Annotated in this window: 12 protein-coding genes; 5 read left to right on the forward strand and 7 right to left on the reverse strand. The window is 60.2% G+C overall.

Features of this window, described 5'->3' with window-relative positions:
* Window positions 1-37: 37 nt before the first annotated feature.
* From ftsL to gatC, 6 genes are all read right to left on the reverse strand, one after another.
* Complete coding sequence (ftsL, locus tag ACRC1E_RS02515) at window positions 38-310, reverse strand: cell division protein FtsL (RefSeq protein ID WP_438513528.1); 273 nt, start codon at window positions 308-310, stop codon at window positions 38-40.
* On the reverse strand, window positions 307-1,269 hold the full coding sequence (rsmH, locus tag ACRC1E_RS02520; RefSeq protein WP_438513529.1) for a 16S rRNA (cytosine(1402)-N(4))-methyltransferase RsmH: 963 nt from the start codon (window positions 1,267-1,269) through the stop codon (window positions 307-309). The genes ftsL and rsmH overlap by 4 nt, the downstream gene beginning before the upstream one ends.
* Complete coding sequence (gene mraZ / locus ACRC1E_RS02525) at window positions 1,266-1,712, reverse strand: division/cell wall cluster transcriptional repressor MraZ (RefSeq protein ID WP_438513530.1); 447 nt, start codon at window positions 1,710-1,712, stop codon at window positions 1,266-1,268. The genes rsmH and mraZ overlap by 4 nt, the downstream gene beginning before the upstream one ends.
* Before the next feature lie 287 nt (window positions 1,713-1,999).
* Window positions 2,000-3,427, reverse strand: a complete 1,428-nt coding sequence (gene gatB, locus ACRC1E_RS02530) for an Asp-tRNA(Asn)/Glu-tRNA(Gln) amidotransferase subunit GatB (protein WP_438513531.1) — start codon at window positions 3,425-3,427, stop codon at window positions 2,000-2,002.
* 58 nt (window positions 3,428-3,485) lie between these two features.
* Window positions 3,486-4,937 (reverse strand): Asp-tRNA(Asn)/Glu-tRNA(Gln) amidotransferase subunit GatA, encoded by a 1,452-nt coding sequence (gatA, locus tag ACRC1E_RS02535; protein WP_438513532.1) that lies wholly within the window; start codon window positions 4,935-4,937, stop codon window positions 3,486-3,488.
* A gap of 72 nt (window positions 4,938-5,009) precedes the next feature.
* Window positions 5,010-5,297 (reverse strand): Asp-tRNA(Asn)/Glu-tRNA(Gln) amidotransferase subunit GatC, encoded by a 288-nt coding sequence (gatC, locus tag ACRC1E_RS02540; RefSeq protein WP_438513533.1) that lies wholly within the window; start codon window positions 5,295-5,297, stop codon window positions 5,010-5,012.
* Between the two features lie 192 nt (window positions 5,298-5,489).
* On the opposite strand from gatC, the gene ACRC1E_RS02545 reads away from it, so the two are divergent.
* The 5 genes from ACRC1E_RS02545 to rodA are packed head-to-tail and all read left to right on the forward strand — an operon-like array spanning window position 5,490 to window position 11,055.
* Entirely contained in the window at window positions 5,490-6,533 is a 1,044-nt protein-coding gene (locus ACRC1E_RS02545; protein ID WP_438513534.1) for a rod shape-determining protein, read from the forward strand.
* Between the two features lie 47 nt (window positions 6,534-6,580).
* On the forward strand, window positions 6,581-7,468 hold the full coding sequence (mreC, locus tag ACRC1E_RS02550) for a rod shape-determining protein MreC (protein ID WP_438513535.1): 888 nt from the start codon (window positions 6,581-6,583) through the stop codon (window positions 7,466-7,468).
* Window positions 7,469-7,474: 6 nt separating this feature from the next.
* Complete coding sequence (mreD, locus tag ACRC1E_RS02555; protein WP_438513536.1) at window positions 7,475-7,975, forward strand: rod shape-determining protein MreD; 501 nt, start codon at window positions 7,475-7,477, stop codon at window positions 7,973-7,975.
* A 13-nt stretch (window positions 7,976-7,988) separates the two neighbouring features.
* The gene (gene mrdA / locus ACRC1E_RS02560) at window positions 7,989-9,977 is read left to right on the forward strand and encodes a penicillin-binding protein 2 (protein WP_438513537.1); all 1,989 of its coding nucleotides are present in this window, start codon (window positions 7,989-7,991) and stop codon (window positions 9,975-9,977) included.
* On the forward strand, window positions 9,958-11,055 hold the full coding sequence (rodA, locus tag ACRC1E_RS02565; protein WP_438513538.1) for a rod shape-determining protein RodA: 1,098 nt from the start codon (window positions 9,958-9,960) through the stop codon (window positions 11,053-11,055). Before mrdA ends, rodA begins: the two co-directional genes overlap by 20 nt.
* On the opposite strand, the gene ACRC1E_RS02570 is transcribed toward rodA, so the two are convergent.
* On the reverse strand, window positions 10,977-11,173 hold a 197-nt coding region (locus ACRC1E_RS02570), incomplete at its 5' end, for a hypothetical protein (RefSeq protein ID WP_438513539.1). The two genes, rodA and ACRC1E_RS02570, sit on opposite strands and share 79 nt — an antisense overlap.

Below are 11,173 nucleotides of genomic sequence, written 5' to 3' on the forward strand. Positions count from 1 at the left end.
ACCGAGCGCGCATGCAGGGCATAAGCTCTAGGGGCCACTATGGATTCCCCTTGCCTAGTACAACCTGAACCTCACGCGGCTCGGGGGCATGCATACTCAGGCGTTCGGCCGCGACTTTCTCGATCAGGGCCTGCGCCCCCCAGGTACTTTGTTCCAGCAATAGCTGGCCATACTCGACGCCATGCATCTTGGTCTGCTTCTGTTCTTTTTCCAGCTCGCTATACAGCTTGCGGGCCATATGCTGCGAGCTCACCACCGACATCGCACACAACACCAGCACCAGCAGCAAGATGGCATTCAATCGGTTCACTCACTACGCTCCGGCCAGACGGTCGCCGTACGCAAGCCGGTGCGCATGATGGCACTACGCGAGCGCGGATTTTCGGCAATTTCTTCGCTAGTCGCACGTACCGGCTTACCGATGATTTTCAGCGGCGCCTCGCCGATATCGACGGCCCGCACCGCCACCCAGGCCGGGAATTTGTCGGCGGTGGCGGCATCGCGCATAAACAGTTTGACGATACGGTCTTCCAGCGAATGGAAACTGATGACCGCCAGACGACCGCCCTCGGCCAGCACCCGGCCGGCCTGTGGCAGTACCCGGTTCAGCTCTTCCAGTTCGCCATTGATATGGATGCGGATGGCCTGGAAAGTCCGCGTCGCGGGGTCTTGGCCCGGTTCGCGAGTATGGACGTTTTTCGCGACGAGCAAGGCGAGCTCACGCGTAGTCGTGAGGGGGAACTCGTCCCGTTGCGCAACAATGGCTGTTGCGATCTTGCGAGCAAACCGCTCTTCACCATAAGTCTTGATGACCTCTCTGATTTCGGTTTCATCGGCACTGGCCAGCCACTGGGCAGCAGTCAGGCCACGGCTGGTATCCATGCGCATATCCAGCGGCGCATCGAAGCGGAAGCTGAAGCCGCGACGGCCATCATCGATCTGGGGTGAACTCACCCCCAGATCCATCAATACGCCATCGACGGCAGCAACGTCCAGACGGGCCAACTCGCGCTCCAGCGTATCGAATCCTTCGTGCACGATGGTAAAGCGGGTATCGCTGGCCGCCAGAATTTCGGCTTCGCGTATCGCTTCGGGATCCTTGTCAAATGCGATCAGGCGCCCATCGGGCCCCAAGCGCGACAGGATCAGCCGGCTGTGCCCGCCGCGGCCGAAGGTACAATCGACATAAACGCCATCCGGGCGGACGGCAAGCGCGTCAACAGCTTCGGCAAGCAGCACCGTGCGGTGCGTAAATACGGTTTGGGTCACAACGTAAAATCTCCAAGATGCTGGGCAAGGTCCGCCGGATCCATATCCAGCGCCTCGCGTGTCTGTTCTTCCCACTTCGCCGCATCCCACAACTCGAAGCGGTTACCCATGCCGACCAGTGCCACGTCCTTGTCCAGCTTGACCAAGGCCCGCAAGCGGGCAGACAACAGGATACGGCCGGCACTATCGATCTCTACCGCCTCGGCATGGCCCAGCACCAGACGCTGGTAGCGCTGCAACATGGGGTTGGCCGCAGGCAGGGCCAAGAGCCGGGCTTCTACCGGACGCCAGGCAGGCTCGGGATAGAGCAATAAAAAGCGCGGCGAATCCAGCGTCAGCACCAGACGTTTACCCGCAGCGGACAGCAGCGTCTCGCGATGGCGAGCCGGAATAGCCAGACGGCCCTTGCTGTCCAAAGCCAGAATATTGACGCCACCTATCATGCGTTCGCCTTAGCTACCGGTTGATTTCTTTTGCCCCACTTTTACCCACTTTATCCCACCTGCCGCCACTATAAAGACTACATAGCAAGGCGGTCAATATCGCTTTCAAGTAATTCGCCTTTTGCGACAATGACTTAGGCAAAGTGTGGCACAGCGATTATCGTATTGAATCAGGGAGTTAAAAACAGGAGCCGAGACTAGACTCGAACAAGAGAAAAACAGACTTTAATAATAAAAGCCGGATGGCGCACTGGGCACCATCCGGCTTCAAAGCGGCGATAAAACAATCAGCCCAGTTTCTGGCGCAGAATATCCTGCACCTGCGCCGGATTGGCCTTGCCGCGGGATGCTTTCATCACCTGCCCGGCCAGTGCATTGAGTGCCTTTTCCTTACCGGCGCGGAACTCTTCCACCGCCTTGGGATTGGCAGCCAGCGCGTCTTCCACCATTTTCTCGATGGCACCGACATCGGACACCTGTTTCAGGCCGTCACGCTCGATAATGGCGTCTACCGACAATTCACTCCCCCACAATGCCTCGAATACCTGCTTGGCCAGCTTGCTGGACAGGGTATTGTCGGCAATGCGCAAGATCAGCTCGGACAGGCGGGCCGCCGAAATCGGGCAGGCGGCAATAGCCACGCTTTCCTTATTCAGGCGGGCTGCGATTTCACCATTCACCCAGTTGGCGGCCAGCTTGCCCTGCTGGGTAGCGGTCGCGACCTGCTCGAAATAGGCGGCCAATTCTCGGCTGGATGTCAGCAGCGCAGCATCATAGGCCGAGACAGCGAAGGCCTCGACAAAACGCGCTTTCATCACGCCCGGCAGCTCCGGCATTTCGCTCTTCACGCGGGCGATTTGCTCTTCGCTCAGGCAGATGGGCAGCAGATCGGGATCGGGGAAATAGCGGTAATCATGCGCATCTTCCTTGCTGCGCATCATGCGGGTCTCGCCCGTTTCCGGGTCGAACAGCACGGTCGCCTGCACCACGCGCCCGCCGTCCTCGATGGTATCTATCTGCCACTGGATCTCGTATTCGATCGCCTGCTGCAGGAAACGGAAAGAGTTGAGGTTCTTGATCTCGCGCCGCGTACCCAGTTCGGCCTGGCCTTCGGGACGCACCGAGACGTTGGCATCCACACGGAAGCTGCCTTCCTGCATATTGCCATCGCAAATACCCAGCCAGGTCACCAAGCCATGCAGGGCACGCGCATAGGCGACGGCCTCGTCGGCCGAACACATATCCGGTTCGGACACGACTTCCAGTAGCGGAGTACCGGCGCGGTTAAGATCGATGCCGCTCATGCCTTCGAATTCTTCATGCAGACTCTTGCCCGCATCCTCTTCAAGGTGGGCGCGCGTCACCCGCACCAGCTTTTCGGTGTCGCCGACCTGTATCGCCAGCGTGCCAGGACCGACAATAGGCTGATCCATCTGGCTGATCTGATACCCCTTGGGCAGGTCGGGATAAAAGTAGTTTTTGCGTGCAAATACGTTCTTGCGGTTGATTTCGGCATTCAGCGCGATACCCAGACGGATCGCCTTCTCTACCGCGGCCTTGTTCATCACCGGCAAGACGCCGGGGAAAGCCAGCTCGACAACCGAAGCCTGCGTATTCGGCTCGGCACCGAAAGCCGTGCTGGAGCCGGAGAAAATCTTGGAGACAGTATTGAGCTGCACATGCACCTCAAGACCGATAACGACTTCCCATTTCATCTTGTGCTAACCCTTATGTCGGGCCGTGCAGCCAGCAGGCTGACACGGCGGGATTCCTTTACAGCGCCGGCGCGCGGCGATGCCAGTCGGTGGCCTGCTGGAACTGGTGCGCCACATTCAGCATCTTCGCTTCGGCGAAGTAGTTGCCTATGATCTGCAAACCGACCGGACGGCCGTTATCGGCAAAACCTGCCGGCACACTCATCGCCGGCAGACCGGCCAGATTGACCGACAGCGTGTAGATATCCGACAGATACATCTGCACCGGATCGCCCGATTTTTCACCGATATTGAACGCCGCCGTCGGCGCCACCGGCCCCAGAATCACGTCGCAACCGGCAAAGGCGCTGATGAAATCATTGGCGATCAGGCGGCGTATCTTCTGCGCCTTCAGGTAGTAGGCATCGTAATAGCCATGGCTCAAGACATAGCTGCCGACCATGATGCGGCGCTTGACCTCGCTACCAAAGCCTTCGGCACGGGTCTTCTCGTACATCTCGACCAGATCTTGATATTCGGCGGCGCGATGGCCATAGCGCACACCATCATAGCGGCTGAGGTTGGCCGAGGCTTCGGCCGGTGCGATCACGTAATAGGCCGGAATCGACAACTCGGTATTCGGCAGCGACACCTCGACCACGGTGGCACCCAGCTTTTTCAACTCGGCGACCGCGCCATCGATCACACGCGCCACATCGGCGGCCAGACCTTCGGCGAAATACTCGCGCGGCAGGCCGACACGCAGACCGGACAAGGGCTGTGCCAGATCGCGGGTGTAGTCTTCCTTGGCGCGTTCCAGGCTGGTCGAATCGCGCGCATCAAAGCCGGCCATGACGTTCAGCATCAGCGCGCAATCTTCTGCGCTCTGTGCCAGCGGGCCGCCCTGATCAAGGGAGCTGGCGTAAGCAACCATACCGAAACGGCTGACCACACCATAGGTCGGCTTGATACCGGTAATGCCGCAATGGCTGGCCGGCTGACGGATGGAGCCGCCGGTATCGGTACCCAGCGCCACCGGCGTCATGCGCGCGGCCACTGCCGCGGCCGAACCGCCGGAGCTTCCGCCCGGAATGGCGGCCAGATCCCACGGGTTTTTCACCGCACCGTAGTAGCTGTTTTCATTGGACGAGCCCATGGCGAACTCGTCCATATTGGTGCGACCCAAGGTCACCAGACCGGCGGCGTCGCACTGCTCGATCACATGCGCACTGTAAGGCGCGATGAAGTTGTCCAGCATTTTCGAGCCGCAGCTGGTTTTCCAGCCCTGCTGGCAGAAAATATCCTTATGGGCGACCGGTACACCGATCAGGGCACCGCGGTCACCTGCCGCACGGCGTGCATCGGCAGCCCGGGCGATGGTCAGGGTTTTTTCCCGGTCCACGGTGATAAAGGCATTGAGCTCGGGGTTTAAGGCCTCGATGCGGTCCAGATAGGCGGCAGCAAGCTCGACGGCAGACACTTTTTTGTCTGCCAGCTGCTGCGATAATTGCTTGAGCGTGGCTTGAATCATGTCGTTTTCTAAATCCGATTGGAACGCACAGCCTTTAAAGGCATACGGTTCTTGCGGCCTGCGGCCGGCGTGTTATTCGATCACCTTGGGCACAAGGAACAGGCCCTTTTCCACCATAGGCGCCACAGCCTGATAGGCCTCGCGATGGTTGGTTTCGGTCACGACATCCTCGCGCAGGCGCAGGCTCACATCCTGTGGATGCGCCATAGGCTCGATGCCGTCGGTGTTGACGGCCTGCATCTTCTCGATCAGGCCAAAAATATTGTTAAGCTGCGCGCCAACCGCCTCGATTTCCGCATCGGTCACTGCAATGCGGGAAAGCTGGGCGATACGCGCGACGTCCTGATGCGTCAGCGGCATGGCAACCTCGGTCAAAGTCTTTAATTTTTCAAGCGTTGTAGGGTATCATAGGCGGTTAGTTTCACCCAAGATCGACGGTGGCGCGGCGCAGCAGAGAATATGCCGGTTCTGCCCGTGTGAATACCGCTGTCGGCACATACAGAATTCATGGGCACGCCATTGGCGGGTTCACATAAATTGCAGGATGACTCAATGTTTCGCTCCCTGACCGGCTATTTCTCCAACGATCTTGCCATTGACCTTGGCACCGCCAACACGCTGATCTATATGCGCGGCAAAGGCATCGTACTGGACGAACCTTCTGTCGTCGCCATCCACAGCGATGCGCCAACCAACAAAAAATCCATACTCGCAGTCGGTACCGAAGCCAAACGCATGCTGGGTCGTACTCCGGGTTCGATTCAGGCCATCCGTCCGATGAAGGACGGCGTGATCGCCGACTTCACGGTGACCGAGCAGATGCTCAAGCAGTTCATCAAGAAAGTGGCCCCCAGCCGCTTCTTCTCGGCCAGTCCGCGCATCGTGATTTGCGTACCTTGCGGCTCGACTCAGGTCGAGCGCCGCGCGATCAAGGATTCGGCGCTGGCGGCCGGTGCGCGCCGCGTCGAACTGATCGAAGAGCCGATGGCGGCCGCGATTGGCGCCGGCTTGCCGGTAGAAGAGCCCACCGGCTCCATGGTGGTGGATATCGGTGGCGGTACGACCGAAGTCGGCGTGATCTCGCTGGGCGGCGTGGTGTACTCCAACTCGGTACGCGTCGGCGGCGACAAATTCGATGAAGCCATCATCAATTACATCCGTCGCAATTACGGCATGCTGATCGGTGAAACAACGGCCGAAGAAATCAAGAAGACCATAGGTTCGGCCTTCCCTGGCGCCGAAGTGCGCGAAATGGAAGTCAAGGGCCGCAATCTGGCCGAAGGCATCCCGCGTGCCTTCACCGTCTCCAGCAATGAAATTCTCGAAGCCTTGACCGAGCCTTTGAACCAGATCGTATCGGCAGTCAAGATCGCGCTGGAGCAGACACCGCCGGAACTGGGTGCCGACATTGCCGACAAGGGCATGGTACTCACCGGTGGCGGCGCGCTACTGAAGGACATCGATCGCCTGCTGGCCGAAGAAACCGGCCTGCCGGTCTTCGTGGCCGAAGAGCCGCTGACCTGCGTCGTGCGCGGCTCGGGCAAGGCACTCGAAAAGATGGACAAACACGGCACTATTTTCACCAGCGTACCCTGAGCGAAGCCGGAACCGGCTGCGGTCCCTGATCGCAGCCGATGTGCACCATGGAATTTTCCAATACACCCAGCTTTTTCCACCACGGCCCTGCGGCCGCTACACGCCTTGCCGTCAGCGTCACACTGTCACTCGCCCTGTTGGTAGGCGATAGCCAGTTCGGCCTGATGGAGCGTAGCCGCGAAGGGCTGTCCGTGGTTCTGTATCCCCTGCAATGGGCGGTCAATGTACCCTTGTCGGCCGCCCGCCATGCCGGGGATTTTCTGGTACGCCAGAGCGAGCTGAAAACGGAAAACGATGCGCTTAGAAACCGCCAGCTGGCGCTAGCGGCGCAAATCGTGCGTCTGCAAGCCGCCGAGCGCGATCTCGCCGAATTGAAACGCACCAATGCCTTGCGGGTGACGCGCAATGACCAGGGCCAGATCGCCGAGGTGCTGTACACCGGCCGCGACCCGTTCTCGCACAAAATCATTATCGACAAGGGTGGGGATGCCGGTTTGATCGACGGCCAGCCGGTCGTCGACGAAGCCGGCCTGATCGGCCAGATCACCCGCGTACAGCCGCTGTCCGCCGAGGTCACGCTGGTCATAGACAAGCACCAGATGGTGCCGGTGATGATACAGCGTACCGGTGTGCGCGCCATCCTGTACGGCTATGGCGGCGGGGTCGAAGTGCGTTACCTGCCTCCGGCTGCCGACGTCAAGCCCGGCGACCTGCTGCAAACCTCGGGCATAGACGGCCTGTATCCGGCCGGCCTGCCGGTTGCAAGAATCACGGCAGTGGAACGCGGCTCGGGCGCATCCTTTGCCCGCATTACCAGCTTGCCGCTGGGCGGCATCGATCATGGCCGCTTTGTACTGGCACTGCCGGTGCGCGATGCACCTGCACTCATACTCCCCGCTTCCGCGCCGGCCGCAGCCACCCCGCCTCCAGGATAATGCCGCATGTCGCTTGACCACCCGCAGCAACTGCTCAAACCCGTCAGTCTGCGCCTGATCTACCTGACCTTCGCACTGGCCTTGCTGGCAGAACTCTTGCCCCTGCCGGTCGGCTCCATGCGCTGGATGCCCGACTTTGTCGGCCTGCTGGTGATCTACTGGGCAATCAACCAGCCACGTCTGGTCGGTGTCGGTAGCGGCTTCGTCATCGGGCTCATGGCCGACATCGCCACTGCCGGCCTGTTCGGCCAGCATGCGCTGGCCTACTCCATCACCTGTTATCTGGCGCAAATCCGCCAGCGCCAGCTGGTGATGTTCAATCTGGGCCAGCAATCGCTGGTGGTACTGGGCTTGCTGCTGGGTAACCAGATCATTATGGTACTCGCCCGCATGGCGACCGGATCGGCCTTTGTCGGCTGGCACTATTTCATACCGCCCGTCATCGGCGCCTTGCTATGGCCATTATTGACCAAGCTGCTGCTCGCCCCTTATCGCCAGAAGAATTAGGTCACCGTACCGTATGCCCCGCCCTACCCGTTTGAAAACGCCGCGCGCCGACGACAACCAGTTCCAGCTGCGTCTGGTCATTGCCTACCTATTTATGGTGCTGATGTTTCTGGTGCTGGCCGGGCGTTTTATCTGGCTGCAGGTGATGCAACACGACCATTACTCGACCCTGGCACAAAACAACTCGATCTCGCTGGTGCCGGTCCAGCCCAACCGCGGTCTGATCACCGATCGCAACGGCATCGTATTGGCCCACAACTACTCGTCCTATACGCTGGAAGTCACGCCCTCCAAAAGTGGCGATCTGGAACAGACCATCACCGAGCTTGGCAAGCTGGTGGAGCTGACGCCACGCGACATGAAGCGCTTCAAGAAATTTCTGTCCGAGAACCGCAAGTTCGAGCCCTCGGTCCTGAAGATGAAGTTGACGGATGAAGAAGCTGCCCGTGTCGCCGTACATGCCTGGCGACTGCCCGGCATCGAGGTCAAGGCGCGCCTGTTTCGCGATTATCCGTATAAAGACCTGACCAGCCATGTGCTGGGCTATATCGGCCGCATCGGCCCGCGCGAGAAGGAGCAGATCGGCGAGGAAGGTAAAACTGCCAACTATCGCGGTGCCAGCCATATCGGCAAGCTGGGGCTGGAAAAAGTCTATGAAGACGAACTGCGCGGCATGCCCGGCTTCGAGGAGGTCGAAACCGATGCCGGTGGCCGCGCTATCCGCAGCCTCAGGCGCACCCCGCCCAAGAACGGCAACGATCTCAAGCTGGCGCTGGACATCCGCCTGCAGGATGTTGCCGACAAACTCTTTGGCAAACGCCGTGGCGCACTGGTCGCCATCGACCCGCAAACCGGTGGCGTACTCGCCCTATTGTCCAAACCCGGCTTCGATCCCACGCTGTTTATCGACGGCATCGATACCCAAAGCTGGAAGAACCTCAACGAAGACTGGCAGAAGCCGCTGATCAACCGTGCACTGCGCGGCCTGTACCCGCCGGGTTCCACCTTCAAGCCGTTTATGGGCATGGCAGCGCTGGAAACCGGCGCCATTGGTCCGAATGAAGTGCGCGGTGCGCCCGGCTACTTCACCCTGCCTGGCTCCAGCCACCGATTTCGCGATAGCAAACCATCCGGCAACGGCTCGGCCAATCTGTCCAAAGCCATTGCGGTCTCCAGCGATACCTTCTTCTACAAACTGGCCTGGGATATGGGCATAGACCGTATCCATCCGGTGCTGGGCCAGTTTGGCCTGGGTAGCCGAACCGGTATCGATCTGGACGGCGAGGCCCCCGGCATTTTGCCATCGAAAGAATGGAAGGCCAGACGTTTTGCCAAGATGAAACCCGAGTACCAGCGCTGGATTCCGGCCGACGTGGTCAGCATCGGCATCGGCCAGGGCTTCAATGCCTATACCCCGCTACAGATGGCCAATGCCACGGCCATCATGGCCGCCGATGGCAAGGTGTTCAAACCGCATCTGGTACAGTCGATTGCCGATAGCAAAACCCATAAAACACGGCTGATAGAACCCAGCCCGCAGCGCCAGCTGGCTTTCCGGCAACCGCATTTCGACTATATCAAGCAGGCGATGGAAGCCGTACTCAAGCCCGGCGGTACCGCCTGGCGCCTGGGGCAGAACCTCAGCTACCGCATGGCGGGCAAGACCGGCACCGCGCAGGTGATACAAATCAAGCAGGGCGCCAAATACAATGCTTCTGCCCTGGCCGAGCAACACCGCGACCACTCGTGGTTCATCGCCTTCGCCCCGGCCGAGAAGCCGACCATCGCCGTCGCCGTGATCGTGGAAAACGCCGGCTTTGGCGCGGCAGCGGCCGCACCGGTCGCGCGCGGCGTCATCGACTACTACCTGACAGGCAAAGTGCCCGCCGAAGTGAACGCCCTCCTGCAAACCATGGCACAGACCGAAGATCCGGCAACGGAAACCCCGGCCGCCAGCGCACCTGTTGCCACAAAGAAGCCTCATGCAAGCCCATCCCCTTAAACGCCTATGGCACAGCATCGTCCAGCCACTCGATGCCTGGCTGATGCTATTTCTCGGCCTGTTACTGATACTCAGCCTGCTGGTGCTGTATTCGGCCTCCAATGAAACCTTCGGCAAGATAGACAACAAGCTGGTCTATACCCTGCTGTCGTTCGGCGTGCTGTGGCTTCTGGCCTGGAGTCGGCCGCAGACGGTGATGATGTTTGCCCCGCCGGTCTATGTGATCGGGGTGCTGCTGCTGGTGGCGGTCGAGCTGTTCGGCATTACCGTCAACGGCTCGCAGCGCTGGCTGAATCTGGGCATCATGCGCATCCAGCCGTCCGAGATCATGAAGATCGCGCTACCGATGATGGTGGCCTGGTACTTCCAGCACAATGAAGGCCAGATTCGCTGGTGGCACTATCTGGCGGGACTGGCCATCATTCTGGTGCCCGGCGTACTCATCCTCAAGCAGCCGGACCTTGGCACCGCCACCCTGATCATGACCTCGGGCCTGTTCGTCCTGTTCTTCGCCGGCCTGTCGTGGAAAGTCATCCTCGGTGCCGGGGCCGCCTTTTTAGGCAGCCTGCCCATCGTATGGAACCTGATGCACGACTATCAGCGTCGCCGCGTACTGACCCTGCTCGACCCGACGCAGGATCCGCTAGGCGATGGCTACCACATCATCCAGTCCACCATCGCCATCGGCTCGGGCGGCCCATGGGGCAAGGGCTGGCTGTCCGGCACCCAGACCCACCTCGAATTCATCCCCGAACGCACCACCGACTTCATCTTCGCCGTCTACTCCGAAGAGTTCGGCCTGGCCGGCAACCTCATCCTGCTGGTACTGTATCTGGCCATCCTCAGTCGCGGCCTGATGATCACCGCCCGCGCCCAGACCCTGTACGGCCGGCTGATGGCAGGCTCGATCACGCTCACCTTCTTTATGTACGCCTTCGTCAATATGGGCATGGTGTCCGGCATCCTGCCGGTAGTCGGCGTGCCGCTACCCTTTATCTCCTACGGCGGCACCGCCACCGTATCGCTGGCCGTAGGCATGGGCATGCTGATGAGCATCGCCAATATCGACCGGCGCTGAACTCGGGACTCGGGACTCGGGACTCGGGACTCGGGACTCGGGACTCGGGACTCGGGACTCGGGACTCGGGACTCGGGACTCGGGACTCGGGACTCGGGACTCGGGACTCGGGACTCGG

Origin of the sequence: Craterilacuibacter sp., from assembly GCF_051659485.1 — a bacterium.
Classification (GTDB): Bacteria; Pseudomonadota; Gammaproteobacteria; order Burkholderiales; family Chromobacteriaceae; genus Craterilacuibacter.

What these genes read in the sequence shown, in the direction of transcription:
- mraZ (WP_438513530.1), bottom strand. Translation starts at nt 1,712, where the DNA reads ATGATAGGTGGCGTCAATATTCTGGCTTTGGACAGCAAGGGCCGTCTG.
- gatB (WP_438513531.1), bottom strand. Translation starts at nt 3,427, where the DNA reads ATGAAATGGGAAGTCGTTATCGGTCTTGAGGTGCATGTGCAGCTCAAT.
- gatA (WP_438513532.1), bottom strand. Translation starts at nt 4,937, where the DNA reads ATGATTCAAGCCACGCTCAAGCAATTATCGCAGCAGCTGGCAGACAAA.
- gatC (WP_438513533.1), bottom strand. Translation starts at nt 5,297, where the DNA reads ATGCCGCTGACGCATCAGGACGTCGCGCGTATCGCCCAGCTTTCCCGC.
- ACRC1E_RS02545 (WP_438513534.1), top strand. Translation starts at nt 5,490, where the DNA reads ATGTTTCGCTCCCTGACCGGCTATTTCTCCAACGATCTTGCCATTGAC.
- mreC (WP_438513535.1), top strand. Translation starts at nt 6,581, where the DNA reads ATGGAATTTTCCAATACACCCAGCTTTTTCCACCACGGCCCTGCGGCC.
- mreD (WP_438513536.1), top strand. Translation starts at nt 7,475, where the DNA reads ATGTCGCTTGACCACCCGCAGCAACTGCTCAAACCCGTCAGTCTGCGC.
- mrdA (WP_438513537.1), top strand. Translation starts at nt 7,989, where the DNA reads ATGCCCCGCCCTACCCGTTTGAAAACGCCGCGCGCCGACGACAACCAG.
- rodA (WP_438513538.1), top strand. Translation starts at nt 9,958, where the DNA reads ATGCAAGCCCATCCCCTTAAACGCCTATGGCACAGCATCGTCCAGCCA.